The sequence below is a fragment of the Hydrogenophaga sp. RWCD_12 genome (assembly GCF_046604225.1).
Lineage (GTDB): Bacteria > Pseudomonadota > Gammaproteobacteria > Burkholderiales > Burkholderiaceae_C > Hydrogenophaga.
On record NZ_JBKIXC010000004.1, the window covers coordinates 134,019 to 159,917 of the forward strand.

At 68.2% G+C, this 25,899-nt stretch carries 28 protein-coding genes; 8 read left to right on the plus strand and 20 right to left on the minus strand.

Annotation, left to right across the window (positions count from 1 at the left end):
• Positions 1-13: 13 nt before the first annotated feature.
• Both ACLIJ1_RS16030 and ACLIJ1_RS16035 read right to left on the minus strand, forming a co-directional pair.
• Complete coding sequence (locus tag ACLIJ1_RS16030) at positions 14-1,024, minus strand: TPM domain-containing protein (RefSeq protein WP_411366541.1); 1,011 nt, start codon at positions 1,022-1,024, stop codon at positions 14-16.
• Positions 1,025-1,056: 32 nt separating this feature from the next.
• Positions 1,057-1,872 carry a heme-dependent oxidative N-demethylase subunit alpha family protein gene (locus ACLIJ1_RS16035; protein WP_411366542.1) on the minus strand — a complete coding sequence of 272 codons (816 nt, stop codon included), beginning with the start codon at positions 1,870-1,872 and terminating at the stop codon, positions 1,057-1,059.
• Between the two features lie 165 nt (positions 1,873-2,037).
• Between ACLIJ1_RS16035 and ACLIJ1_RS16040 the strand changes: the two genes are divergently transcribed.
• Positions 2,038-2,517, plus strand: a complete 480-nt coding sequence (locus tag ACLIJ1_RS16040; protein ID WP_411366543.1) for a hypothetical protein — start codon at positions 2,038-2,040, stop codon at positions 2,515-2,517.
• A 13-nt stretch (positions 2,518-2,530) separates the two neighbouring features.
• A complete protein-coding gene (locus ACLIJ1_RS16045; RefSeq protein ID WP_411366544.1) occupies positions 2,531-3,952 on the plus strand; it encodes an FAD-dependent oxidoreductase in 1,422 nt (473 codons plus the stop codon).
• A gap of 21 nt (positions 3,953-3,973) precedes the next feature.
• On the opposite strand, the gene ACLIJ1_RS16050 is transcribed toward ACLIJ1_RS16045, so the two are convergent.
• On the minus strand, positions 3,974-4,855 hold the full coding sequence (locus tag ACLIJ1_RS16050; protein ID WP_411366545.1) for a LysR family transcriptional regulator: 882 nt from the start codon (positions 4,853-4,855) through the stop codon (positions 3,974-3,976).
• A 103-nt stretch (positions 4,856-4,958) separates the two neighbouring features.
• On the opposite strand from ACLIJ1_RS16050, the gene ACLIJ1_RS16055 reads away from it, so the two are divergent.
• The 4 genes from ACLIJ1_RS16055 to ACLIJ1_RS16070 are packed head-to-tail and all read left to right on the plus strand — an operon-like array spanning position 4,959 to position 7,075.
• Positions 4,959-5,639 (plus strand): Bax inhibitor-1/YccA family protein, encoded by a 681-nt coding sequence (locus ACLIJ1_RS16055; RefSeq protein WP_411366546.1) that lies wholly within the window; start codon positions 4,959-4,961, stop codon positions 5,637-5,639.
• Positions 5,640-5,670: 31 nt separating this feature from the next.
• Positions 5,671-6,060 carry a TerB family tellurite resistance protein gene (locus tag ACLIJ1_RS16060; RefSeq protein ID WP_411366547.1) on the plus strand — a complete coding sequence of 130 codons (390 nt, stop codon included), beginning with the start codon at positions 5,671-5,673 and terminating at the stop codon, positions 6,058-6,060.
• 5 nt (positions 6,061-6,065) lie between these two features.
• Entirely contained in the window at positions 6,066-6,476 is a 411-nt protein-coding gene (locus tag ACLIJ1_RS16065; protein ID WP_411366548.1) for a hypothetical protein, read from the plus strand.
• The gene (locus ACLIJ1_RS16070) at positions 6,473-7,075 is read left to right on the plus strand and encodes an exopolysaccharide biosynthesis protein (RefSeq protein ID WP_411366549.1); all 603 of its coding nucleotides are present in this window, start codon (positions 6,473-6,475) and stop codon (positions 7,073-7,075) included. The genes ACLIJ1_RS16065 and ACLIJ1_RS16070 overlap by 4 nt, the downstream gene beginning before the upstream one ends.
• Before the next feature lie 83 nt (positions 7,076-7,158).
• On the opposite strand, the gene ACLIJ1_RS16075 is transcribed toward ACLIJ1_RS16070, so the two are convergent.
• The 10 genes from ACLIJ1_RS16075 to ACLIJ1_RS16120 form a co-directional block, all read right to left on the minus strand.
• Positions 7,159-7,911 carry a sulfite exporter TauE/SafE family protein gene (locus ACLIJ1_RS16075; protein ID WP_411367022.1) on the minus strand — a complete coding sequence of 251 codons (753 nt, stop codon included), beginning with the start codon at positions 7,909-7,911 and terminating at the stop codon, positions 7,159-7,161.
• Positions 7,912-7,927: 16 nt separating this feature from the next.
• Complete coding sequence (locus tag ACLIJ1_RS16080) at positions 7,928-8,167, minus strand: hypothetical protein (protein WP_411367037.1); 240 nt, start codon at positions 8,165-8,167, stop codon at positions 7,928-7,930.
• 71 nt (positions 8,168-8,238) lie between these two features.
• A complete protein-coding gene (locus ACLIJ1_RS16085) occupies positions 8,239-9,285 on the minus strand; it encodes a C4-dicarboxylate ABC transporter (protein ID WP_411366550.1) in 1,047 nt (348 codons plus the stop codon).
• 9 nt (positions 9,286-9,294) lie between these two features.
• Positions 9,295-9,522 (minus strand): DUF2892 domain-containing protein, encoded by a 228-nt coding sequence (locus tag ACLIJ1_RS16090; protein WP_411366551.1) that lies wholly within the window; start codon positions 9,520-9,522, stop codon positions 9,295-9,297.
• A gap of 32 nt (positions 9,523-9,554) precedes the next feature.
• Positions 9,555-12,827, minus strand: a complete 3,273-nt coding sequence (locus tag ACLIJ1_RS16095) for an efflux RND transporter permease subunit (RefSeq protein ID WP_411366552.1) — start codon at positions 12,825-12,827, stop codon at positions 9,555-9,557.
• 9 nt (positions 12,828-12,836) lie between these two features.
• Entirely contained in the window at positions 12,837-13,955 is a 1,119-nt protein-coding gene (locus ACLIJ1_RS16100; RefSeq protein ID WP_411366553.1) for an efflux RND transporter periplasmic adaptor subunit, read from the minus strand.
• A gap of 91 nt (positions 13,956-14,046) precedes the next feature.
• On the minus strand, positions 14,047-15,285 hold the full coding sequence (locus ACLIJ1_RS16105; protein WP_411366554.1) for an MFS transporter: 1,239 nt from the start codon (positions 15,283-15,285) through the stop codon (positions 14,047-14,049).
• Positions 15,286-15,387: 102 nt separating this feature from the next.
• Entirely contained in the window at positions 15,388-16,524 is a 1,137-nt protein-coding gene (alr, locus tag ACLIJ1_RS16110) for an alanine racemase (RefSeq protein WP_411366555.1), read from the minus strand.
• A 101-nt stretch (positions 16,525-16,625) separates the two neighbouring features.
• Complete coding sequence (locus ACLIJ1_RS16115) at positions 16,626-17,645, minus strand: DUF6976 family protein (protein WP_411366556.1); 1,020 nt, start codon at positions 17,643-17,645, stop codon at positions 16,626-16,628.
• A gap of 6 nt (positions 17,646-17,651) precedes the next feature.
• Complete coding sequence (locus ACLIJ1_RS16120) at positions 17,652-18,380, minus strand: hypothetical protein (RefSeq protein WP_411366557.1); 729 nt, start codon at positions 18,378-18,380, stop codon at positions 17,652-17,654.
• A 296-nt stretch (positions 18,381-18,676) separates the two neighbouring features.
• Here ACLIJ1_RS16120 and lplT point away from each other — a divergent pair, with 296 nt between their 5' ends.
• Complete coding sequence (gene lplT, locus ACLIJ1_RS16125) at positions 18,677-19,960, plus strand: lysophospholipid transporter LplT (RefSeq protein WP_411366558.1); 1,284 nt, start codon at positions 18,677-18,679, stop codon at positions 19,958-19,960.
• A gap of 33 nt (positions 19,961-19,993) precedes the next feature.
• Here lplT and ACLIJ1_RS16130 read toward each other — a convergent pair whose 3' ends face one another.
• Positions 19,994-21,109, minus strand: coding sequence for a hypothetical protein (locus ACLIJ1_RS16130; RefSeq protein WP_411366559.1), 1,116 nt, complete (start codon positions 21,107-21,109; stop codon positions 19,994-19,996).
• Between the two features lie 179 nt (positions 21,110-21,288).
• Between ACLIJ1_RS16130 and ACLIJ1_RS16135 the strand changes: the two genes are divergently transcribed.
• Positions 21,289-21,771 (plus strand): glutathione peroxidase, encoded by a 483-nt coding sequence (locus ACLIJ1_RS16135; RefSeq protein ID WP_411366560.1) that lies wholly within the window; start codon positions 21,289-21,291, stop codon positions 21,769-21,771.
• 31 nt (positions 21,772-21,802) lie between these two features.
• Here ACLIJ1_RS16135 and ACLIJ1_RS16140 read toward each other — a convergent pair whose 3' ends face one another.
• The 6 genes from ACLIJ1_RS16140 to glcF form a co-directional block, all read right to left on the minus strand.
• Entirely contained in the window at positions 21,803-22,495 is a 693-nt protein-coding gene (locus ACLIJ1_RS16140) for a helix-turn-helix transcriptional regulator (RefSeq protein ID WP_411366561.1), read from the minus strand.
• 9 nt (positions 22,496-22,504) lie between these two features.
• Positions 22,505-23,110, minus strand: coding sequence for a DUF6151 family protein (locus ACLIJ1_RS16145; protein WP_411366562.1), 606 nt, complete (start codon positions 23,108-23,110; stop codon positions 22,505-22,507).
• 25 nt (positions 23,111-23,135) lie between these two features.
• Positions 23,136-23,627, minus strand: coding sequence for an EVE domain-containing protein (locus ACLIJ1_RS16150; RefSeq protein WP_411366563.1), 492 nt, complete (start codon positions 23,625-23,627; stop codon positions 23,136-23,138).
• Positions 23,624-24,001 carry a VOC family protein gene (locus ACLIJ1_RS16155; protein WP_411366564.1) on the minus strand — a complete coding sequence of 126 codons (378 nt, stop codon included), beginning with the start codon at positions 23,999-24,001 and terminating at the stop codon, positions 23,624-23,626. Before ACLIJ1_RS16155 ends, ACLIJ1_RS16150 begins: the two co-directional genes overlap by 4 nt.
• Positions 24,002-24,098: 97 nt before the next feature.
• Positions 24,099-24,509 (minus strand): DUF3597 domain-containing protein, encoded by a 411-nt coding sequence (locus tag ACLIJ1_RS16160; protein WP_411366565.1) that lies wholly within the window; start codon positions 24,507-24,509, stop codon positions 24,099-24,101.
• Between the two features lie 157 nt (positions 24,510-24,666).
• On the minus strand, positions 24,667-25,896 hold the full coding sequence (gene glcF / locus ACLIJ1_RS16165) for a glycolate oxidase subunit GlcF (RefSeq protein ID WP_411366566.1): 1,230 nt from the start codon (positions 25,894-25,896) through the stop codon (positions 24,667-24,669).
• Positions 25,897-25,899 lie beyond the last annotated feature (3 nt).

The following is a 25,899-nucleotide window of genomic DNA, read 5'->3' on the forward strand; positions in this document are numbered from 1 at the left end:
TGGCCGGGCCGTCTCAGCCCAGGGGCCAGGTGACCGACACACCGGCCCCGCCGAAACGGCCCAGCCGGGTCAGCCACTCGGGCCCCATCGCGAACACGAATACAAGAATCGGCACACAGAGGCTGGCGACCGCCAACCCCAGCCCCACCTCGAACCATTCGCGCCCGGTGGCAGGCAACAGCGGCCGCCCCTGCCGCCAGCCGGCGACGCGCTGGCGGAGTGTGTCCTGCAGCGCATAGAGCGCCACGGCCGCCAGCAGCGCCATCGCCGTCACCGGCGCCGCGAGCACCAGCATGATGAAACGCTCGAGCGGTGAGCCGCGCTGGTACTCGCCCCAGACCGCAGGCAGCAGCGCCGCACCGTTGCGCCAGGCGTCGCCCCAGAGTTCGCTCCAGCCCGCCTTTCCGCGGCCCGCATTGGCGTGGGCCATCTCCGCCCAGGCCCGATCGCCGCCAAGCGCGGTGTACACCGCCTCGATGAAGGCTTCGATGCCCTGCTCGGGCTGGCCGCGCGTCATTGCGGGCAACAGATGGGTCTCCAGCAGCTGCCGCAGCCGCAGATCCGGCAGCTGCCCTTCCAGGCCATAGCCGACCTCGACCCGCGCCGTCCGCGATCCGGGGAAGATGAACAACACCAGCCCGCGGTCCTGCTGTTGCGAACCGACCTTCCAGTCGGTCGCGGCCTGCTGGGTCCAGGCCGACAGGTCGCCCGCGGGCAGGTCGTGGTCGATGTAGACCAGGCCTTCGAACAGCTGGATGGCGTGCAGGCGCCGGCTGGTGTCCCCGGCAAACGCAGGCGCCACGAGGCTGGCCCGGTCGAGGAATACCGTGTCCGGCCGTTCGGGAGACGGCGCCAGTGGCGCGGTTCTGGGCGGCAGGAAGATGAGTGAGCACAGGACCGCCAGGATGATCGCCCAGCGCCGCCGGATGGCCCGCCGTTCGGCGGGTGACAGCGCCGCGGCTGTCGGCACGGGGATGGGTTCGGCAGCGCGTGGTGTGCGTATCTTGGGTCGACGGCGGGCCATGCGCCCAGTGTCGGGCGCAGCCTCACCCGGCGTCAATCTCCCGACGTGGCCAGCGCCAGCTCGGCGCACAGCCGCTCGCGCACCGCCGCCATGCCACGGTAGGCGACCACGGCGTCGCTCATGGAGAGCAATGCGTCGCGCAGTGCCGCAGAGCGGCCGGGGGCGGCGGCGAGCACATCGGCCAGTGGCGCGACCAGCACGCGGATGAAGAACACGCCGCGCCGCAGGGCGGGCAAGGGCAAGGTGGTCTGGCGCTCGACGCGGAAGAACACCTGATCGATCAAGCGGCCGTTCGCTGTGTCGGCGGCCCCCACCGCGTCGTCCCAGCGGGTGCGGCGGGTTTCCGGATGCTGGGCCAGATCGCCACCGGGCGTGAGCAGCCAGACGTGGCGCAGCATCGGCGCCTGCCGGAACGCCATGTCGATGATGCCGCGCGCACCAGCCTGCAACAGCGCGTTGTCGGCGACCGGTGCATGGATGGTCGCGAAGTCCAGGCCCAGCTTCTCGGCCGGGTCCCAGTTCGAGGGGAAACACACCGAGAGGAAACGCGCGCGCATGGTGTCTCCAGCGCCGTCACTCTCGCCGTGCAGGATCACGAAGTCCTCCTGCATGCCCTCGGCCAGCGCGTCGGCTTCGGGCGCCAGGTGGATGCCGGTCTGCGCCAGGTAGGCCTGAGCAATTTCGGTCAGCACCGCGGGCTCCGCAGCGCCGACCGGTGCGCGGCGGGGCTGCGCCTGCAACACCTGGCGCTTGTGCGACGCATAGGCGGCCGCCTGCGCATCGCGCACGAACAGTGCAGGCGACGGCGAGTCGGCCACGTGCGGCAGGCGTGCGAGCCCGGGCCGCATGCGGAAAGGGCTCTGGATGGTCCACGGCATATCGGCCGCGGGCGTATGGCCTTCGTTCTTCAACACTTGTTACACAAAACCACAGGTTTCATAAGGTTTCTTAAGGGAAGCGGACTTAGCCTCACAGGGCGACATCCAAATACCCCTGGCAGTAAAGGAAAAACCATGAAGAACATCAGAATACCGCGAGCCGGCCGTTGGAGCGGCGGACTGCTCGCCTTGGTCAGCGTGTGGGCGCTGACCGGTTGCGGCGGCAGCGGCAGCGACACCACGTCCAGTGGCGCGGGCAGCAATGCCAGCGCCGGCACGCCGGTGGCGCTGAGTACACCGGCCTCCACCCCTGTTACCGCAGACACCAGCGGCCTGACCAGCGCCGACACCGAACTTGCTTCGGACATGCAGAAGGCGTCGTCCGGCACGGTCGCGGCACCTCCCGCGAACGCCGAGGGACGGCTGCTCGCATCCAATTGTTTCCAGTGCCACGGCACCAATGGCACCGGCGGATTCGAAAGCATCCGGGGCGGTGAAGCCAAGGAGGTGATGGAGTTCCTCACCAAGCCGGCCAGCAAGGAAATCATGGCCGCGCACGCACAGGGCTACACGACCGCCCAGCTGCAAAAAATCATCGCCTACCTCCAACAGTGACAGGGGACATCACATGAAGAAGATTCAAATCTCCGGCGAACTCTCTCGCCGCCAATGGATGGGGGTGGCTGCGGGTGGTCTGGTGGCGGGGCTGGTGCCTTTCGCCGGCTGGGCCGACAACCGCAACATGACCGTGGTCAACCGCCGCCAGACCGTGACCTCACCGCTGGCGATCACGGCCATCACCGGCAAGAAGGTCGTCGTCGTGGGCGCCGGCATGGCCGGCATGACGGCAGCCAAGTACCTGCGCATGTGGGGCGGCAAGGGTCTGGAGGTGACGCTGGTCGAACCCGATGCGCTCTACACCTCCAGCATCATGAGCAACCTGGTGCTCAACGGCAGCCGCACGATCGCCGGCCTGCAGTTCAGCCGCGACACGCTCACGCAACGCTACGGTGTGGTGCGCAAGGCCGGCACGGTGGTGTCGGTCAACCGCAGCGCCAAGACCGTGGGCCTGGCCGACGGCAGCAGCCTGCCCTACGACCGCCTGGTGCTGGCCCCGGGCGTGAGCTTCGACAACGCCTACGGGCTCACGCAGACCGACTACAACACCCGCACGCCGCACGCCTGGCGCGGCGGCGCACAGACCACGCTGCTGCGCCAGCAGATCACCACGATGCAGAACGGTGAGATCTTCGTGATGACGATCCCGAAGGCACCGTACCGCTGCCCGCCCGGCCCGTACGAACGTGCCTGCGTGGTGGCCGATCACCTCAAGACCAGCGGCCGCGGCAACTGCCAGGTGATCGTGCTCGACGAGAACCCCAACGTCCAGGCTGAGCGCCACACATTCGAAACCGCGTTCACCGGGCTGCACGCCAGCGTGATCCGCTACATCCCGAACGTGACGGGGATCCAGATCGATCCGGCCAGCAAGGTCGTGACGTATGTGGACGCCGTCGGTGGCACGCAGGTGATCAACGCCAAGGTGGTCAACCCGATCGTGCCGCACCGCGCGGTGGGCAGCGAAACCGGCGGCTGGCTGGCGCAGGCCGGCCTGAACAACAGCGCCGACGGCCGATGGGCCATGGTCAATGTGTTGAGCTACGAGTCCACGCTCCTTGGCGCCGAAGGCATCCACATCATCGGCGACGCCTCGTCGTGCGGCATGCCCAAGGCCGGCCACGTCGCCAACCAGGAAGCCAAGATCTGCGCCGACGCCATCGTGCGGCTGATGACGGGTGCACAACCCGATGCGCAACCGGTCGCCAACTCGGCGTGCTACTCGCCCATTACCGCCAACAGCGCCTCGTGGCTCACCGCCGTGTACCAGTATGACCCGACCGACCGGCGCATGAAGGTCGCCAACAGCGGTGGTCAGATCATGGTCAACGGCGTGGCAGCTACCGCGACAGAAGCTGCATCGGTCAGCCAGGAAAACTTCAAGGACATGGGCACCTGGTTCACGACCTTGATGAAGGACACGGCCGCCTGATCTTCGGCTGTCACGCCCGCCTCAGCCGGCCGCAAGGAGTTTCTGCACCAGCGGGTGCTGCACCTTGCGCGCCGTGCCGATGGCGTAGAAGTGTTCCTGCACGCCTTCGCAGGGGGCGATCCACTGCAGGCCGTACCCCTGCGAAAGCGTCTCGCGCATGCGCTCGGACGCCGGGAACACGCCCATGCCCGAGGCGCCAAAGGTCGCCAGCAGCGCGCTGTCTTCGAACTCGCCGACCACATTGGGCAACACGCCGTGCTGCTCGAACCACTGGTCGATGCGCATGCGCACCGACGCGTGGGCACTGGGCAACAGCACCGGCACTTCCGCCAGACAACGCGGAAAGTCCTTGTGTGCTGCAGCCGCCCATTCCTTGGGGGCGTACCAGCCCAGCGGTGACGACCCCATGGCGTGGCTGTAGAGCTTGAGGTTGGGGTTGGCCGGCGCAGGCCGGTCGGACAGCACCACGTCCAGCCGGTGCAGCGCCAGGTCGGCCAGCAGGTGGTCGAATTCGTCTTCGTGGCACACCAGCCGCAACCGCGGCTCTTCCAGCGCGGGCGCCAGCAGCTCGCGCACCGCCAGCTTGGCCAGCCCGTCGGAAATGCCCACCACCAGACGCACCGAAGTCTGGCTGGTGGCGTCGCGCACCGCCGTGTGCAGGTTTTCGCCGAGATGGAAGATCTGCTCGGCCACCTGCAGCGCGGCCTGCCCCGCATCGGTCAGCGCCAGGCCGCGGCCGGCCGGCTTGAAGAGCGCATGGCCCAGTGACTGCTCCAGCAGCTTGACCTGCGCGCTGATGGTCTGCACGGCCATGCCCAGACGTGCCGCGGCGTGCGACATGCCGCCTTCTTTGGCCGTGACCCAGAAGTAATAGAGGTGCTTGTAGTTGAGTTCCTGGTTCATGCTTCGACTTTATGGGAACGATGTTTCGTGATTGTCTGCTTTTTTGATGAGTTCTGGAACCCTATCTTCCAGCCTCCCTTTGTTCCCTTTCAGGAGAACCCTCATGGCACAAGTCCGACGCTTCCCTTCCCTGTCCACCGGCAGTTCGCTGTCGCTGGACCGCCCGCAGGCCGCGAAGGTCCTGCGCAACACCTACGCCCTGCTGTCGCTGACGATCCTGTTTGCGGCCGGCATCGCCGCGCTGGCGGTCGCCAACGCCTGGCCTGCCCCGGGTCTCGTGATCACGCTGGTGGGCTACTTCGGCCTGCTGTTTGCGGTGCACAAGCTGCAGAACAGCGGATGGGCGCTGCCCGCTGTGTTCGCGCTGACCGGCTTCATGGGCTACACGCTCGGCCCGCTGCTCTCGCGCACGCTGGAACTGCCTGGCGGCGCCGGCACCATCGTGGCCGCCCTGGCCGCCACCGGCGCGACCTTCGTCGCCCTCTCGGCCTACGTGCTGACCACGCGCCGTGATTTCAGCTTCATGGGTGGCTTCCTGTTCGCCGGCATGGTGATCGCGCTGGTGCTGGCTCTCGTCGCCGTGTTCTTCACCATGCCCGCCCTGGCACTGGCTGTCTCCGGCCTGGTGGCCCTGCTGTCGGTCGGTCTGATCCTGTTCGAGACCAGCCGCATCGTCAACGGCGGCGAAACCAACTACGTGCTGGCCACGGTCGGCCTGTTCGTCTCGGCCTTCAACCTGTTCACCAGCCTGCTGAGCCTGTTCGGCATCGGCGGCAACGACTGATCCCGCTTCCCTCACCAACCAAGGAGATCGCATGAAAGCCTATTCCGTCAACAGCCCCGAAGCAGCTGCCCGCGTGCTGGCCATGGCCATGCTGGCCGATGGTCAGTACTCCATGACCGAGATCCGTTCTCTGGACCGCCAGAACGCGCCGGCCCGCCTGGGTCTGACGCCCGAAACGTTCAAGTCGGTCGTGGACAGCTTCTGCGAGGACCTGCTGGTGGCCGGCGGCGGTCAGTGGACCGGCACGGTCGACACCGCCACCCTGGAACAGCTGATGGGTGAAGTCACCGACCGCGAACTGCAGGACCTGATCCTGCTGCAGTGCGAAACCCTGATGCTGTCGGACGGGCATCTTGCCGATGGCGAGGTGGAGTTGCTGGATGCGTTGAGCGCCGCCTGGCGCCGGCCAGTGCTGGTGTGAGCGCCATGAGAACGCTGATCTGGAGCTTCACCGCCCTGCTGGTCGCGGCCTGGACCGGCTTCATCGCCATCGTCCACCAGCTCACCGGCTGGCTGCTGGGCGCCGTCGGTGCCGGAGCGCTGCAGGGCGCGGCTGGCACGGTCGGTGGCCTGGCGCTGCCGCCGCTGCCCGACTGGCTGGCGCCCTTGCTCGACACCGCCTCGCTGGCGTCGCTGCAGTCGCTGGTCGTGTCGTTCGTGCAGTGGCTGGGCGTGGTGCTGCCTTCGAGCGATGCACTGATGGCCTGGGTTGGTCCGTTGCTGTGGGTCGGCTGGGGGCTGGCGCTGGTCCCGCTGCTGGCGATCGCCGCCTTGCTGCACTGGCTGGTCGGGCGTGCCTCGGCTCAGCAAGCCGCCGTGCGGATCGCCAACGCATGAACGAAGGCATTGCCCGGCGCCTGCGGGACGCGCACGACGGCGCGGGTGAGCTGCGCCTGACCCTGCGCGAGTTGCTGCATCTGCACGGCGAGGGTTCGGGCGCCGTGCTGCTGATGCTGATGGCGCTGCTGAGCACGGTACCGATTGCCGGGGCGGGCACTGTACTCAGCCTCGGCATCCTCGCGCTCGCCTGGGCCTGGCTGCGCGGGCGCGACACCTTACAACTGCCGGAAAAGCTGGCGACGCTGACGCTCAACGAAACCTGGACCCGCCGCTGCCTGCACTGGTTGGCATGGACCTATGAACGCGCCGAGTGCTGGCTGTGTCCGCGCTGGCAGGCGCTGAGCCACGCACGCACGCGGTTCTGGTGGGCGCTGTGGATCGCGCTGATGGCGGTCCTGATCTTCCTGCCGCTGCCGCTGGGCAATCTGCTGCCTGGCACCAGCCTGATGCTGCTGAGCCTGGGCTGGCTGTTCCGCGACGGCATCGCCCTGTTGCTGTCGGCCGCCACCGGCACCGCCGGCGTGGGCTACGCGATCTCGGTCGGCCACCTGGCTTTCGCCGCCTGGCAGCAGGCGGGAGCGTGGCTTGGCATTTGATTCGCCGCCGGGCCGCCCCAAGGCGAATCAGCCCCCATGGGGGGCAGCGACCCGCACCGCGGCGGAGCATGGGGGCTACCTTGCTAGAGCCGGGAGAAAAAGACGGCGCTCATCACCAGCCCGGTGACGATCACGCCGCGCCGCACCCAGGCCACCGGCAACTGCTTGGACCAGCGGGCACCGAAATAGCCGCCGGCGGTCGCCGCCACCATCATCAGCAGCCCTTCTTTCCAGGCGATCGCACCGGCGATGACAAACGCCGCCACCGACAACCACGACAGCACCAGCGAGTTGAGGTTCTTGAGCGCATTGACCGTATTCAGCCGCGTCTCGCCGGCCACGGTGTAGAGCGCCATCAGCAGGATGCCCAGGCCGCCGTTGAAGTAGCCGCCGTAGATCGCGACCGCGAGCAGCCCCGGCTCGCGCCAGCGTGCCAGGCCGTGGCCTTCGGCAGATGCGGTCTGCGCCCGCTTGGCGATGGCCGGTCCGGCCGCGAACAGCAGCGTGGCGAACAGCAGCAGCCAGGGCACGATGCCGGAAAACAGCTTCGCCGGGGTGACCAGCAGGAGCAGTGCGCCCGCGATGCCGCCGACGGCGGCGATCAGCATCTCGCGCCGCAAGCGCTGCAGGGGCAACTCGCGGAGTTCGGGTTTGAAGCCCAGGGTGCTGCCCAGGTAGCCCGGGCTCACGGCCAGCGCGCTGGTGGCGTTGGCGACGATGGGCGGCACGCCGGTGAAGACCAGCGCGGGAAAGGTCAGGAAACTGCCGCCGCCGGCAATGGCGTTGAGCACGCCGGCACCGAACGCGGCACCGGCCAGCAGCGGCGCGGAACTCAGCAGGTCCAGGCCGGACTCACTTGGCCGGCGCGGCGGGAATGGCCACGTAGCGGTAGCCCTTGCCGCGCATGCAGTGGGCCACCATTTGTTCGCGTTCGCTCTCGGGCACCTTGGCCAGGCCGACCTGGTAGTTGCAGTCGGAGAACTGGGTGTAGGTCTCTTCCTTGCTCGCGCGGGGTTTGACCCACTCGGCCTGGGGCGCCGAAGCGCAGGCAACCAGAGACAGGAGAAGGAGGGAGGCGACGGCGGTTTTCATCGGGCGGGCATTCGTTTTCAAGGGTCACGCAGGATACCAAACGCACCCCGGAGCCCGCTGCAACCAGTTGTTCAACCCGCCACCGGCGTGATGCTGGCCACCGGCTCAGGCGCCAGCAGCGAGCCGTCGCGCAAGCCGCGCACGGTCGCAAACCCCAGCCACAGCACCACCATCGAGGTCGCGGCCAGCAGCAGCACCGCCGCGGTCTGCATCAGCCCTCCCGGCCCGCCCTGCAGTTCGAGCAGGCGCAGGGTCAGGGTCGTGAAGGCCGCCAGCGGGAACGACAGGGCCCAGAACGGAATCCCAAAAGGTTGCGTCACGGCGCGCTTGAGCACCGGCAACACCCAGAGCGCAAAGAACAGTGCGACGCCCCACAGAGCCTGTGCCGTCCACAAAGGCGCCTGGCCACGCTCGACCGCCTGCGCCAGCACCAGACCGATCACGGCCGGCGGCGCCACCGTGATGAACCAGGCCGGCAGCACGCGGTCGGGCAGCGGGCTGTGGGCGATGCGGCGCGCCAGGATCAGCGCCAGCGCGACCGGCCAGAAGAAGGCCCCGATGCCGAACTGCGCCGCCGCCCAGCCGCCATGGCCCAGCGGCACGCCCGCCAGCGGCGCCAGCACATTGCCCACCACCGGAATCAGCAGCACCGGCGTGACCACGGGCCACAGCCCCGTATTGCCGGCGCTGGTGCCTGGCGCCGAAGGTGCGAGCCAGCGACCCAGCACCCACAGGGTGACCCAGAGCTGCCCCAGGCTACCCAGCCACCACAGCGTGCGCCAGACCACCACCAGTTCGTTGGCCACGCCACCCAGCGCGACACCCACGGTCGCCAGCAGCAGCAGCGACACCGGAAACGCGGCCACGAAGGCGTGGCGCACCGGGTGCTTCAGATCCTCGGCGAGCGCCGCGGGATAGCGAGACACCCGCAACCACGACGCCACCAGCAGCACCACGAACACCCCCAGCGCCAGCAGCCCCGCCACCAGCGCCAGGCCATCGGCCATCTCGCCGAGCAGCGGCGTGGCGCGGTGCCAGGCCAGCGACAGGCCGCACAGGCCCATCACCAGCGAGAACCAGCCGGGCATGAGGAATTTGAGGGGGGTGGGACTGCTCATGCCGCCAGCTTACTTGGTCGAGCAGGCGCTCCCGCCGTCGGGCACGCCCATCTTCCTGAACAGGATCGCCGGCGGGCAGAAGCCGGTGATGCCGGACTGCGCCAGGTTGAAGCCGGCGAAGGCGGTCAGCGCGAGGAACCACTCGCTGACAAAGATGGGGCTGCCGTGGTAACCCAGGGCGAGCGAGATCAGCACGACGGTGCCGGCCATGATGCGGATGAGACGTTCGACGGTCATTGCAGACTCCTTGGAAAAGCTTCAGGAAACACTCAGGCCACGGCCTCGTACCGCTTCCGGTAGACCGCGTAGTACAGAACGGGAATGACCACGAGGGTCAGCATCGTGGACACTGCGATGCCGAAGATCAGCGAGATTGCCAGGCCGTTGAAGATCGGGTCGTCAAGGATGAAGAAGGCGCCCATCATGGCGGCGAGGCCGGTCAGTGCGATCGGCTGCGCGCGCACGGCAGCCGACTGCACAACGGCCTGCACAAAGGGCACGCCGCGCTTGGTTTCCAGCTCGATGAAGTCCACCAGCAGGATGGAGTTGCGTACGATGATGCCGGCCAGCGCGATCATGCCGATCATGGACGTGGCGGTGTACTGCGACTGCAGCAGTGCGTGGCCGGGCATGACGCCGATGATGGTCAGCGGGATCGGTGCCATGATGATCAGCGGCGTGACATAGCTCTTGAACTGCGCCACCACCAGCAGGTAGATCAGGACCAGGCCGACGCCGTAGGCCGCACCCATGTCGCGGAAGGTCTCGTAGGTGATCTGCCACTCGCCGTCCCACTTCACCGCGTACTGGCGGTACGGGTCCTTGGGTTGTGAGATCCAGTATTCGCCAAGCTCGCCGGTGTTGGGCAGGGCAGTGTCCTTCATCGAAGAGCGGATGCCGAACAGGCCGTACAGCGGCGAATCGAGCGAGCCCGCCATGTCGCCGAACACGTAGCTCACCGGCAGCATGTCCTTGGTGTAACGCGGCTGGTCGATCACGCCACGTTCGACGATCACCAGCTCGGACAGCGGCACCATGGCGCCATTGGCCGCCTTCAAGGGCAGTGCCAGCAGCGCATCGAGACCGACCTGCAGGTCGAGCGGCAGTTGCAGGCGCACCGGCACCGCGAACTTGGCATTGCCGTCGTGCAGCCAGGCAGCGTCGGCGCCCGAGAGCGCGGCGTGTACCGTCTGCGCGATCACCTGCACCGGAATGCCCAGCGACTCGGCGCGCTGGCGCTGGATGCGCAGAAAGGCACGCGGCGCAGCCTCCTTGAGCGAAGTGTCGACACCCACGATGTCGGGCGTGCCGGCGAACGCCTTGGCCACGCGCTGAGCCAGTTCGGCGCGGCCGGCCTGGTCAGGCCCGTAGACCTCGGCCACGATGGGCGACATCACCGGCGGGCCGGGCGGCACTTCCACCACCTTGACGCGCGCGCCGTGTGCGGCCGCGATCTTTTCCAGCGCCGGGCGGTGGCGCTGCGCGATGGCGTGGCTCTTCTCGTGGCGGTCGTGCGCGCCGATCAGGTTGACCTGCAGGTCGCCGCCTTCGGCCTCGGCGCGCAGGTAGTACTGGCGCACCAGGCCATTGAAGGTGATGGGACTGGCGGTGCCGGCGTAGCCCTGCACGTTGATGACTTCGGGCTGCTGCGCGAGGAAGGCCGTCATGTCCTGCAGCACGGCGGTGGTGCCTTCGAGCGGCGTGCCGGCCGGCATGTCGACCACCACCTGGTATTCGCTCTTGTTGTCGAACGGCAGCATCTTCAGCACCACGCCCAGGAATGAGTTGGGCACCAGTGCCAGACTCACCGAGAGCAGCAGCGCCGCGCCGATGCCGGCAGCGAGCAGCCATCGTTTCTTGGCGCTCTCCAGCAACGGTGTGAGGGTGCGGGTGAACACGTTCTGCAACGTGCGCGTGATCTTGCCCGGACCGTGCGCGGCGTGGCCATCGCCGGTCTTGGTCAGCTTCAGCGCGAGCCAGGGCGTGACCGTGAAGGCAATCGCCAGCGAGATCGCCATGCCCATGCTGGCGTTGATCGGGATCGGGCTCATGTACGGACCCATCAGGCCGGTGACGAAGGCCATGGGCAGCAGGGCCGCGATCACGGTGAAGGTGGCCAGGATGGTCGGCCCGCCGACCTCGTCGACCGCGCGCGGGATGATCACCGACAGCGGCTCGTCGGGCGTGAGCATGCGGTGGCGGTGGATGTTTTCCACCACCACGATCGCGTCGTCCACCAGGATGCCGATCGAGAAGATCAGCGCGAACAGCGAGACCCGGTTGAGCGTGAAGCCCCAGGCCCAGCTGGCGAACAGCGTGGCCGTGAGCGTGAGGATCACCGCCGTGCCGACGATGACCGCCTCGCGCCGGCCCAGCGCCAGACCCACCAGCACGATGACGCTGGCGGTGGCGAAGATCAGCTTCTGGATCAGCTTGTTGGCCTTGGCGGCGGCGGTCTCGCCGTAGTCGCGCGTGATGCTGACCTGCACGTCGTCGGGAATCACCGAGTTCTTCAGGTTCTCCAGCCGCTCGGCGGCACCGCGCGCCACGTCGACCGCGTTCTCGCCGGGCTTCTTGGTCACGGTGATGGTCACGGCCGGGTGGTTCTGGCCCGACTGGCCGGCGTGCTGCGCATCGGCAGCGCCGGGCGTGAACCAGACATAGCGCTGAGGCAGCTGCGCGCCAGCTTCCACCCGCGCCACTTCGCGCAGGTAGACCGGCCGCCCGCCGCTGACAGCCACCACGATGTCGCCCACGTCCTGCGCGTTCTGCAGGAACTCGCCGGTCTCGACCGACAGCATGCCGGGTTCGCCCTTGGCCGGGTTCGGGTTGACCACCGAACCCGACGGCATCGCCTGGTTGGCCGCCGCCACCGCGCCCTGCAATTGCTGCACGCTCAAGCCACGCTCGCGCAGCTTCGCCGGATCGAGCCACACATGCACCGCGCGGCCGGGGCCGCCGATGGTCACCACCTCGCGCGTGCCGGGCACGCGCTTGAGCTCGGTCTCCACCGCATGGGCCACGCGCTCGAGGTCGTGGGCGCTCTGGGCGTCGTTCGTCCACAGCGTGGCGGCGAGCACCGGCACGTCGTCGATGCCCTTGGGTTTGACGATGGGCGTCATCACGCCCAGGCCCTGGGGCAGCCAGTCCTGGTTGGCGTTGAGCACGTCGTACAGGCGCACCAGCGCCTCGGTGCGTGGCACGCCGACCTTGAACTGCACCGTCAGCACCGCCACACCGGGGCGCGCGACCGAATAGCTGTGTTCGATGCCCTGGATCTGCGAGAGCACGTGTTCGGCCGGCGACGCGACCATCTTTTCCACGTCGGCGCTGGACGCCCCCGGGAACGGGATGATCACGTTGGCCATCGTCACGTTGATCTGCGGCTCTTCCTCGCGCGGCGTGACCAGCACGGCGAACAGGCCCAGCAGCAGCGCGACCAGCGCCAGCAGCGGCGTGATGGCGTTGGCCTGGAAGGCCCGCGCCACGGAGCCGGAGAAGCCCAGCTTCTCGGGTGTGGACGAATCGTGTGGTTGGCTCATGGCGGCGCCTTACTTCGCGGCGGGTTGAGCGCCCGAGAGGCCAGCGCGCACCGGGTCCAGCGCGACCTGGTCACCGGCCTTCAGGCCAGCCAGCACTTCCACGCCGTCGCCGTGCGAGGCGCCCGTGCGCACCGCGCGCAGCGCGAAGCCTTTGCCGCTGTCCCCCTTGGCGATCACGACATAGACACCGGTCAGCTCGCCGCGGCGCAGCAAGGCCGACGCCGGCACCACCAGGCGCTGGCCGTCGCTCGCGGCGGGGGCCCCGGCGAAGCGCACCTTGACCTGTCGGCCCGGCACCTGGCCTGCACCATCGGACTCGCTCAGGTTCAGCCGCCATTCGACCGTCTGCGACACCGGATCGGCCGCGGGCACGGTCGAGGTCGATGCGGGCACCACCCACTTGCCGGTTCCCGGCAGCTGCACCTCGATTTTCTTCGCCGACTGCGCCAGCGCCTGCTGCGAGGCGGGCACATGCACCACGGCGCGGATGGGCTGGGGCGCGTAGACGGTGAGGATGGGTGCGCCGGGCATGGCCAGCGCGCCGGCTTCGGCGTGCGTGGCCAGCACCCAGCCGTCCCACGGCGCGGTCAGCCGCGTGAAGCCCTGGGCCACCGACGCCTGCGTCTGGCCGGCGCGTGCGGCGGCAGTGCCGGCCTGGGCGGCCTTGTATTGCGCCAGTGCAGTGTCCAGCGCCGCCTGGGCAATGAAGCCCTGGGCGCGCAGGTCGCGGGTGCGCTCGTAGGCCGCCTTGGCGTTGGCCAGCTGGGCATCGGCCTGGGCCACGCCCGCCTGCGCCTGCGCCACGCCCGCCTGCGTAGCGCGGTCGTCGATCACCGCCAGCACCTGCCCGGCCTTGACCCGGTCACCGGCCTTGACCGACAGGGAGGCGATGCGGCCGCTGGCCTGCGCCGAGAGCACGCTCTGGCGCACCGCCTGCAGGCTGCCGTCGAACTCGGCCCCCTCGCCCACCGTCTGCGAACCCAGCGAGACCACGGGCACCTGCGGCCCGGGTGCGGGTTCGGCCGCCACGGCAACACCCGCGCCCAGCAGGCCCGCCAGCAGCAGCGCAGCCAGGGGCCGGATCGGCGAAAGATGGGAACAACGGGGGAACGGCAGACGGTCGGGCATGGAAATCTCCTATACCGGACCAAGTATACCTACATACCCCCAGGAGTACAAAGAACAGGGGCTTTTCCACCCGCAGGCGGGTTCCGGAAGCTCAGCGTCGGCGGCGCCCCAGCACCCAGGCAGCGCCAAAGAACGCCAGGGCCGCAACCACCAGCACGGCGTAGGCCGCGCGCAGGCCGAAGTTCTCCGCCAGTTCGCCCATCAGCAGCGCCGCAATCTGGGCGCCAACAGTGAAGGCGATCATCAGCAGCGCCGACAGGCGCGGCGCTTCCTGCGGAAAGCCGCGCAGCGCGATGCCCAGCAGGATCGGGAAGCCGACCGACACGCCCAGCCCGGTCAGGTAGTTGCACAGCGCCAGCCAGACAAAGGGCGCGTCGGCTGGCGTCAGCCAGACTGCGGTGATCGCCAGCGCCGCCAGCGCACCCAGGCCCTGGATCTTCTGCTCCATCGCCCAGCGGCTGTGCACGAAGGCCTGCCAGATGCGGCCGGTGACCATGCCCGCCATCAGGAAACCCAGTGCCATGCGGGCGGTCTGCTCATGTTCGCCCAGCGCCTCGGTCGCAAAGCTGACGAACCAGAAGTACTGTCCCCACTCACACAGGCCACTGCACACGCCGGCGAACAGTACCCATCGCACCACCGGCTGGCGCAGCAGGCCACCATAGTCCAGTGGCTGGCGCGGCTGGGCGACACCCGTCTCGCCCGCGTGGTGGGTCTTGAACGCCACCTCCCGCAGGTAGCGCCGTTGCAGGGTCAACGCCAGCATCATCAGCGCCATCAGGCCGAACACCACGTAGGGGCCGCGCCAGTTCGGGTTCGCCGCCAGCACCGCCGCAGCCATCAGCGGCGAGAACATGGTGCCCAGGCTGTAGCCCACGTCGACCAGGCTGATGATCCGGGTCCGCTGCTCGGGGTCGTCGCTCATTTCGGCCAGCAGGCCATGGCCGACGGTGAACAGTGCGGTCTCGAAGGTGGCGATGGTGACCATGAAGAAGGCCAGCCAGCTGAAGCTGGGTGCCAGCAGCACGCCCGCCAAGGCAACCACGACCGCGGCGGTGTAAGCGCGCAGCAGGCGCCGCGGCGGGAACCGCTTGGCGATCGCGCCGCCCAGCAGCGAACCGACCGCGCCGCCGGCGCTCCAGATCGCCATCAGCCAGCCCATCTGCTGGAACGACACGTTCATCTGTGCCCGCAGGTTGGGCGTCACCGCCCCCAGCAGCGCGCCGAAGATGCCCCAGGTCAGGGCGCAGTACAGGATGATCCAGGCGACATACGGCAGGCCGCGCAGGGTTTTCAGTGGCGCAGCCAGCAGGGCGGGGACAGGATTCAAGTCGGGCTTTCGAAGGATCGTTCGCGTGAATGCAATCGATTGTCCGACGACTATTGCCCCGTTTGACGGACTTCCCGGCAAATGAACCCGTCTGGTAACCGGTTACTGGACCGGTTCGGCGAAAGGAACTCGGGGCGCCACCGCGCAGAGCAGCTCGTAGCTGATGGTGCCGGCCGAACGCGCCACCTCGTCCACCGGCAGCTGCGCGCCGGTCGAAGGCGAGACACCCCAGAGCACCACCTCGCTGCCAATGCCGGCCGGCACGCCCGCCGCGTCCAGCGGCGACAGGTCGACAGTGATCATGTCCATGCTCACGCGGCCGACGGTGCAGGTCTTCACGCCGTTGACCAGCACCGGCGTGCCCGACGGTGCGTGGCGCGGATAGCCGTCGGCGTAGCCGCAGGCGATGACGCCGATGCGCATGGGCCGGTCGGCGGTGAAGCTGGAGCCATAGCCCACGGTGTCTCCCGGCTGCAGGCTCTGCACGCCGATGACCCTGGTCGTCAGGCTCATGGTGGGCTGCAGCCCCCAGCCGGCGGCCGTGTGTTCGGGGTGGTCGGGAGCGCCGCCGTAGAGCGCGATGCCTTCGCGCACCCAGTCGGCCGCCAGCGTGCTCACGCCCTCGCCGCGCAATGGGCTCTGAGCGTGGCGCAGGATGGCGGCGCTGTTGCACAGGGTGCGCTCGCCGGGCAGGTCAGCGGTGGCGGCCTCGAACACGGCGACCTGGTGCGCGATGCCGCGCGGGCCGTCGGCGTCGGAGAAGTGGGTCATGAGCGAAATCTCGTCGACCTGCGGCAGCGCGTTCAGCCGCGCCCAGGCGGCGCGGAAGGCCTCCGGCCGGAAGCCCAGCCGGTTCATGCCGCTGTTGAGCTTGAGGAAGACGCGGTGCGGAACCTGGGTCTTGTGCGCGGCCAGCCAGTCGATCTGCTCGGTGCAATGCACCGCGTGCCACAGGTGCAGGCGCGAACAGAGCTCCAGGTCGCGCGGCTCGAACACACCTTCCAGAAGCAGGATCGGGCCGCGCCAGTCGAGCGCGCGCACGCGCTGGGCCTCGGCCAGGTCGATCAGCGCAAAACCGTCGGCGCCGCGCAGCGCGTCGAACACGCGCTCGATGCCGTGGCCGTAGGCATTGGCCTTGACCACCGCCCAGACGCGGGCGTCGGGCGCCCGCACGCGGGCCTGGTTCAGGTTGTGTTCGAGGGCGGCGGGGTGGACGGTGGCGAGGATGGGACGGGGCATGGCGGGGTGGCGCTGTGAACGGACGCAGGCCCGACTGTCGCACAAAGCCTGCCTCCGCCGGGCCGCCCCGCAGGCCGATTCATGTGCCTGCAGCGCCGCTTCTAGAGCTTCTCCAGGTTGACGTAGACCATGGTCTGGTTGAGCAGCTGGAAGGCGATCTCGCCGAAGGTCATCGGGCCGGTGATCGGACCGGTGCGCTGGCCTTCGAGCTCACCGTAGAGGTAGTTGAGGATGCAGTTGCAGCTCCAGCGCGCGCCCAACGCATCGCCGGGCAGCGCCTTGGCAAAGGCCTGGCCGTAGTCGGGCACCGGCTCGGCGATGCGGTATTCGACGTCGTCGAACACCGGCGCGTAGAAATCGACCTGCCCCGCTGCGGCGTCCACCGCCTTGAACGAGACGTTGATCATCGCGCCCGAGTAGTCGGCCACCAGCGGCAGGCGGGTGTCGATGCCCTTGGCGCCCAGGTACTGCGCCAGGTTCACCAGCTCGCCATTGACGTAACACTCGTGCGCGGAAAAGCCGGTCGACGGGAAGCGGATCACGTCGCCCGGTCCGGGCCGGAACAGGTTGAGGATCTCGATGCGCGGGTAGATCGACTCGGGCAGCGGAATGTGCACAGCCAGCGCGCGGTCGGCACTGAACACCAGCGACTGGCCGTTGGCCACCACCGGCGCGGCCTTGCCCAGATCGTCCAGGTGCACACCCGCAATCCAGCCCACCAACGGCTTCATGTAGAGGTCTTCGAAGGCCGGCGCCTCACGCGCAAACAGCGAGTGCACCTCGGAGAACGCTGGCACGATCAGCACCGTCAGGCCGTGCGCCGGCGCTTCCAGCGCCACCTTGTGCAGGTTGCCGGTGTCGTACCAGCGCAGGTGCAGCTGCCCGCCGTGCGTCGGGAGCTCGGTCAGGAACAGCTTCTCGCGCGAGGTCTCGCCGCCGTCCTGCGCCATGAAATAGGGAATGCTGCCGGCGATCCAGTTGCCCGGGGGCAGGCGCCGCAGCAGCGATTCGTCGGCCGCGATGGACAGGAAGGCGCCGCTGCGGATCGCCGTCAGCGCGCCCTGCAGGTCGGTCAGCTGTCCGCTGAGCGGGCCGGGAGTCGGAAATCGGGATTCGTTCATGAAGGCTCAGCCCAGCCGCAGCTGGTCCAGTTCGTGGGTGAGGACACGTTCGTTCTTGACGAAGTAGCGGTGCAGCTCCTTGAGCTTGAGCATGCGCACCTCTTCGTCGTGGATCAGGTCCAGCTGCGAACGCAGCCGGGTCAGCATCAGCTTGAGGCTGAGCACCTTGATGTCCAGGCTCATGTCGCCGTCCAGCAGGCGCAGCCAGACCGGGTCAGTCACGTCGGGCACCAGCACGCTGACAGGGACCGGGTCAGCGGTGGGCGCGGCCGGAGCCTGCGCCGCCGGCCGGTTCGACGCCTCGGGCTCTCCGCCGCCCGTGCGGCCCGTGTCCAGCGCGTAGCGGTAGCGCCAGACGTCCTGCAGGCTCAGGTCCAGCAGGGTGCAGACCGACTGCAGCGACACGCCCTCACCGAACAGCGCGAACACCCGCGCCGCCAGCGCCCGGGTGAACGGCATGCCGGTCTCTCCCATCCAGCCGACACCCTTGGACTCGAAACCCAGCGGCAGGGTCACATGCAGGTGGAAACGCACCGGCCCGATCGCCAGGTGCTGCCAGACCGCCGTCTCCCCGGCCGGCGCCGGCTTGGCCCGTCCGAACCAGCCGCGCTCGGGCTCCTGGGACACCCAGACATCGCAGCGGCGCCGGCGCACGTCCAGGCGGTACTCGCGAACTTCCCAGGGGCGCTCTATCAACAGTAGTTGCCGCAGCAGTGCCTTGTCGATGCTGATCATGTGGGTGGTCTCCTCGTCGTTGTAGGTGGTCTGGCCACGGTGCCTGGCGCTTGCGTCGCCGGCCGGCGACCGGCCGCAAGAGCCGTTCCAGCCCTTTCTTGCGCCAAACTGACACACCCTGCGGCCTTTTTCGCACCCGGCGACCGCGCGATGCCACTGCCCGCAACACTGGCTGTGGCAACCGGACAGGCGGTCCGGGGTGGCGTGCTATAACCCCGCATCGTTGGAGACAGCCTGGGGTATCCGCCCCGCCGCCTACCTTCCGGACCCCGACCGCCGGCACAACAAGACAACCGATGAAGCGCGGCTTCTACACCATCATGACGGCGCAGTTCTTCAGCTCCCTAGCTGACAACGCGCTGTTTGTGGCCGCCATCGAGCTGCTGCGCAGCCGCCATGCTCCCGAATGGCAGAGCGCGGCACTGGTCCCGCTGTTTGCCCTGTTCTATGTGGTGCTGGCCCCGTTCGTGGGGGCCTTTGCCGACGCGCGGCCCAAGGGCGCGGTCATGTTCATCAGCAACGCGATCAAGGTCGGCGGCTGCCTGCTGATGCTGCTGGGTGTGCACCCGCTGCTGGCCTACACCCTGGTCGGCCTGGGCGCCGCGGCCTACTCGCCCGCCAAATACGGCATCCTCACCGAGCTGCTGCCACCCTCCCAGCTGGTCAAGGCCAACGGCTGGATCGAAGGTCTGACCATTGCATCCATCATCCTGGGCGTGCTGCTGGGTGGCCAGCTGGTCGCGCCTTACCTGTCGCACCGGTTGCTGGCCTTCGACTTCCCCGGCCTCACCACCGGCATCGATCGCCCCGCCGAAGCCGCGATCGCGGTGCTGGTCGCCATCTACGCGATCGCCTCCGGCTTCAACCTGCGCATTCCGCTGACCGGCGTCACCCCGCGCCCGATGCCCAGCAATCCGCTGCAGCTGCTGCCCGACTTCTGGCGCTGCAACGCGCGGCTCTGGAAAGACCACCTGGGCCAGATCTCGCTGTCCACCACCACGCTGTTCTGGGGCGTCAGCGGGAACCTGCGCTACATCGTGCTGGCCTGGGCCGGTGCGGCGCTGGGGTACAGCACCTCGCAGGCTTCCAGCCTGGTCGGCGTGGTCGCCCTGGGCACGGCTGTCGGCGCCGTGGTCGCCTCAATGCGCATGAAGCTTGACCAGGCCACGCGCGTGATGCCGCTGGGCATCGGCATGGGCGTGCTGGTGATCTTCATGAACTTCATCGACAACGTCTGGGTCGCAGCGCCCTTCCTGGTGCTGCTGGGCGGCCTGGGCGGCTTCCTGGTCGTGCCGATGAACGCCCTGCTGCAGCACCGAGGCCACAACCTGATGGGCGCCGGCCGCTCGATCGCGGTGCAGAACTTCAACGAACAGGCCTGCATCCTGGGCCTGGGCGCGCTCTATAGCTTCTCCACCGGACTGGGCCTGCCCGCCGTGGCGGCCATCACCGCTTTCGGCCTCATCGTGGCCGGCTTCATGTGGCTGATCATGAAATGGCACCGGTACAACCAGGAGCACCACAAGGTGGAGCTGGACCGCCTGCTGGAGATCGCGCGCCGCGACGATTTGCACGGGTAGCCCACCCCTACGCCGCGGGCGGCGCGGGGGGGGTCAAAAACTCACATTGGTCTTTTCAAACCCGTCGAGGCTGACCAGGCGGTGCTGCGCCAGCACCTTGTAGAAGTCGGCCTCGGCCACGGAGCGAGAGAGATAGGCGTCGCAGCCGGCCAGACCGGCCTTGATCCGGTCCATGCTGCCGGCGGTGGGCGCGAACATCATCACCACCGGAGCACTGCCGTTGGGCAGCTTGCGCTGTTTGGAGCTGCGGCAGACCGAATAGGCGTCGGGCTCGCCCTTGAGGCGGTCGATCGCCACCAGCCGGTAGGGATGGGCCTTGAGCATCGCCAGGGCCTGCGGGGCCTCGCGCGACCAGTCGATGCTCAGACCGTAGCGCTTGAACCGCTTGTGCAGGATGCGCCCCTCGACCAGACTCTCTGCCACGAGCAGGACTTCGCCGCGCTGCACCTCGGGCAAGGGATGGCCGGACCGGGCCGGCTTCGAGCGCGGCGAGCGCGAAGCCGGCGCGCGGGACGGTGGCGGCGGCGGAGAGGGCAAGGCCTCCAGCGCGCCGAAATCCGTCACCCGCATGACGCCCACGCGCTGTGCAGGTGCCGCAGCGGCCGCCGGCGGCGGCATGGCAACCTGCTTGAGAACTGGCGGCGCGGCACGGGGCAGCGCATCGTCCCGGGTCATGGGGCGGGTCGGGGGGAACTCGGTGTCGGGGCTGCTGCGGCGCTTGGGAACCGCCGGCTTCATCAGCTGCATCGCGGCGCTGGTCAGCGGCTCGGTCGCTGCGAAGCTGGGGTCCCCCCCCTTCTTGGGGGTCACCGGCGGCTTGTGCTGGGTCGGCGCACTGACGCTCGCACCCACCAGCTGGTCCAGTGCCGCCAGGACGTTGACCAGCTTGATCGGCTTGCGCAGCAAAGGCCAGGACAGGCCCTGGTCGGTGTGCCCGATGAGCAGCACCTTGCCGGGCAATTCGGCATAGCGCACCAGATGGACCGCCTGCGCGTTGTCGGCGTTGACCACCAGGACCTGGGCGTCAATCACCTCGTCCTGCACCGCGTAGGACGGCGGACGGCGGGCCGCCATGCGGAAAAACGATTCGAACGTTGCGGACTCGTTCTCAGCAAAACCGACCAGTGCCAACGAATACGCGCCTGCCATCTACCACTCCAATTGAGTACAAAGGTCTTCTTCGGGCAACGAGTATGCCCGTTCGGATACGTAAGGTCTCTTCTCCCATCCGCGTACGGATCGCGTGTCCGTGACACAGTGCCAGCTGCGGTGGTTTCCACCACAAATTCGCCACATACTCCGCTCCCTACCAGCCAGGAGAACCGACAGTGCCCAGCATCTACGATTTCGAGGCCCAGTCCATTGAGGGAAAGTCCGTACCGCTTTCGCGGTATCAGGGACACCCCATCCTGATCGTGAACACCGCCAGCGCCTGCGGGTTCACCCCCCAGTTTGCCGGCCTGGAGAAACTGCACGAGACGTACGGCGACCGCGGCCTGGTCGTGCTGGGTTTCCCGTGCAACCAGTTTGGCAGCCAGGACCCGGGCAGCAACGAAGAAATAGCGACCTTTTGCCAGCGCAATTACGGCGTCAGCTTCCCGATGATGAGCAAGATCGACGTCAACGGCGCCGATGCGCACCCGCTGTACCGCTGGCTGACCGCCGAAGCACCCGGACTGCTGGGCAGCAAAGGCATCAAGTGGAACTTCACCAAGTTCCTGATCGGCAAGGATGGCAGCGTGATCCGGCGCTACGCGCCGCAGGACGCACCGGAAAAGCTGGCCAAGGACATCGAGGTCGCGCTGGCCTGAGCACGCCCGCCGGGATTCAAAGTCCCGGCCTTCAGGCCAACGAGCTGCGTCCGGTCTCGCGGCGCAGCAGGTCGGCCAGGGTCTTGCCCGGTTCGGCGGGAAACACCGCCTCGCCCACCTGCACGGCCTCCATGCGGTCGAGCCGGAAGTTGCGGAAATCCTGGCGCTGCTCGCACCAGGCCGCCAGCGTCCAGACCTTGCCCCAGTAGAAGCAGCCCAGCGGGCGCACCTGCCGCTCGGACTGGCGTTCGCTCAGGTCCCGGTACCGCAGGTCGACCCAGCGACGTGCCTGCGCCGCCTCCCGCAGCACCTGCAGGCGCCGGCCCAGTGCGGGCTCCAGCCCCACCGGCGCCACCAGCAACTGCTGGCTCTCGACCTCGGCGCGAACGCCCGACGGCAGCACCGACATCACCCGCGACATCGCGTCGGCCGCCGCCAGCGCCATCGCCGGGTCAAGCCACTGCTGCGCCAGCCGGATGGCCAGGGCCATCGCACGCGCTTCTTCGACGGTGAACATCAGCGGCGGCAGCTCGAAGCCCCGGCCCAGCCGGTAACCCACGCCCGCCTCGCCCTCGATCGGCACGCCCTGCAGCTGCAGGTCGGCCACGTCGCGGTAGACCGTGCGCAGCGACACCTCCAGCCGCTCGGCCAGCCAGGCCGCCGTGGAAAGCCGGCGGCCACGGATCAGCTGAACCAGTGCAAAGAGACGGTCTGCCCGGCGCATGGCAATGCGTCAGGCCGTCGCCGACACCGCGTCGAGACGGGCGCGTTCGTCCGCCGCCAGCACCGTGGGTTGGGCCACCGGAACACCCGCTGCGGTGAAAAAGGGGTTGGTCTTGTATTGGCCCGACAACCGGCTGCCCGCGACGATCCGCAGAATCCGGAGCAAGGCCGCTGGCAGGCCGAACGCTCTCGGCTTCGGCTCGCCCAGCGCACTCTGCGTGTTGGCGGTCGCCAGCACGGGACCGAAGGCCGGCTCCACCGCAGCGCTGTCCAGGCATTGCACGAGCAGGCCGGTGAACGGCATGTTGCGGCTGGTCATGGTGTTGCCCACCGGGGTGCGGCAGCACGCGGCGTACCAGCGCAGCATGCCCTTGGACGACAGGCGCATCACCGCCAGATGCTCCTGGCCCTGGGTGATCCGGATGCGGTGCGGCGCCAGCTGCACCACATCCGAACCGCCCTGCGCGTCCAGCACACGCTCGGCCGGACCGAGATACCGGGCGAACGCCTGACAGTCCTTGCAGTAGCACACCATGCGGCTGGTCGGTCCGCCCAGCGCGATCTGGCCTTGCAGCGCCCCGCAACGGCAGCGCAGGGGATGGGTGTCGACGGTCATAGAGGTTCCCTGAAAACGTGGGAATCTATTGTGCGGTCATCGCGACAGGCGCAAGCCCCAGCGCTTGCGGCTCAGCGCACATCGCCTGCGCAATCAGCGCCATGTCACCCGCTGACACCTCGAACAGGCCATAGCGGAACTTGTAACCCCAGTGCGAACGGTCTTCGACGAAGTCCAGCGCGTCCAGCAGCGGTGCGATCGGCGCCGGCTCGGCGGCCACGTAGCGCACATCGCGCCGGAAGGGCACGAAACCGCCGCCCATGTCGGCCTGATAAGGGCTGCCCGGCTGCACCACGCCCAGGCTGACGAAGCTCTGCAGCCGGTCCTTGCCGCCCATCGTGGTCGAGGGCGCGTAGTAGACGACCACGTCGCCAGGAGTCAGCCGCCGCAGCGGCCCGCCCTTGCCGTGGCAGACCTGCATGAACCCCACCGGCGCGTGGTCGCGGCCGCGCTGCGCGTGTTCGGCGCAGGCCACCGCGATCCAGCACCGGGGTGTGGGGGCGGTGGCAGCGCTCATGCCATTGCGTGGATGCCCACGCGGTTGCCTTCGCTGTCGATGATGTGCGCAAAGCAGCCCATGCCGTCGGGCAGGGTCACCTTGGGCAGCGCCAGGCGACCGCCGGCAGCTTCGACGCGCGAGAGCCAGGGTTCGAGGGTTTCGCCGGCGTTGAGGTAGACCAGCGTGCCCTGCGCGGACGGTTGCATGGCCGGGCTCTTGAACAGGGCTCCGTGCACATCCGTGTCGTGCTCGGCGGGAAACACGGCCAGTTCCTGGCCGGGGCCGCCGAAGGCTTCGCGCTTGAGGGACTGGTGAGTCAGCGCCTCGTAAAAGCGGACGGCGCGGTCCATGTCGGTGACGGGGATCTCGAACCAGTTGAGGGTGTGTGCCATGAAAAAACTCCAGGTGGTGGTTGAACAGAACCTGGAGTCTGCGGACCCCCTCCTGCCAGCGTGTTGTCAGCAGGCTGGCAGTGGTGGCGTCAACGCATCAGAGCAGCTCTTCGGGGATGTTGCCGCCATTGGCCGCGATGTGGCCCAGCACGTTCTTGTGCAGCCACATGTTCATCTTGGCCGAGTCGGCCATCAGTTCGTCGGGGCAATACAGCTCCTTGGCCAGTTCCTTGCGCGCGGCCAGGCTGCTGTCCAGGCCCAGCAGCTTGAGCAGGTCGACGATGGAGGTCTTCCAGTTGAGTTTTTCCGGGTGGTTGGCGGCCTTCTCCGTCAACAGGGCCACCACGTCGACCATGGAGATGGAGTTGACCACCGGCGCGGCCGGAGCCGCTGCCACGGGGGTGGACGCAGCGGCAGGGGCTGCTGCCACCGGGGGCGGCGTGATGACGGGCGCAGCAGCGGCCTCTTTCATACCCAACTTTTCCAGGATGTTGCTGAAGAAACCCATGTCAAATCTCCAATGGCGTCATGAACAAAAAGGCACGGCGCCAGACGCTGGTGGCACCGAGACCCCAGCTTAGCGCCCCCTGACGACAAAAGCGTTACCTATTTGTACCAAGCCAGGGGTGCCCGGCGCGCTGCCTGTGCGGAAATGCCCGCTGGTGTCAGGCCAATGCCTCGTCCAGCAACTCGATCCAGTGCCGCACCGGCGTCGCGGTACCGCTCTGCAGGTGCGTGATGCAACCGATGTTGGCGCTGGCGATCACTGCCGGCTGCAGCTCGTTCAGGTGTCCGAGCTTGCGGTCGCGCAGCTGGTACGACAGCTCGGGATTGAGCACCGAATACGTGCCCGCCGAGCCACAACACAGGTGGGCCTCGTTCTTTGCCACCTGCAGCGTGAAACCGAGTTCCGCGAGGTGCGTCTCGACGCCGCCCTTGAGCTTCTGTCCGTGCTGCAGCGTGCAGGGCGGGTGGAAGCCGATGACCTTCTTTGCGTCGGGCTTCACGGCGAGTTTGGGCTGCAGCACCGGCACCAGCGCAGGCAGCAGCTCGCTCAGGTCTTTCGTGAGCGCGCTGATGCGCGCGGCCTTGGCGGCGTAGGCCAGATCGTGCTGCAGGATGTGGCCGTATTCCTTGACCGTGACGCCGCAGCCCGATGCGTTCATCACGATCGCTTCCACGCCCGCCTCGACATGCGGCCACCAGGCGTCGATGTTGCCGCGCATCTGGGCGGTGCCACCGTCCTGGTCGTTGAGGTGGAACTTCACCGCGCCGCAGCAGCCCGCCTCGGGCGCGACCACGGTCTGGATGCCGGCGGCGTCCAGCACACGCGCGGTGGCGCTGTTGATGTTGGGCATCATGGCCGGCTGCACGCAGCCCGCCAGCATCAGCACCTTGCGTGCATGGGTCGCGGTTGGCCAAAGTCCGGCGTCCTGCTTCGCCGGCACCTTGTTCTTCAGCGACTCGGGCAGCAAGTCGCGCACCAGCTGGCCCAGCTTCATGGCGGGGCCGAAGGCCGGTGAGGTCAGCCCTTCCTTGAGCAACCAGCGCACCGCCTTTTCACTGGCCGGTCGCGGCACTTTCGCGTCGACGATCTTGCGGCCGATGTCGACCAGGTGGCCGTAGTCCACGCCGCTGGGGCAGGTGCTTTCACAGTTGCGGCAAGTCAGGCAGCGGTCCAGGTGCATCTGCGTGGCGCGCGTGGGCTCGGCGCCCTCGAGCACCTGCTTCATCAGATAGATGCGGCCACGCGGGCCGTCCAGCTCGTCGCCCAGCAGCTGGTAGGTCGGGCAGGTGGCGGTGCAGAAACCACAGTGCACGCACTTGCGCAGGATGGCCTCGGCGGCCTGGCCGTCGAGGGTGTTCCGGTATTCGGGGGAGAGGTTGGTCTGCATGGC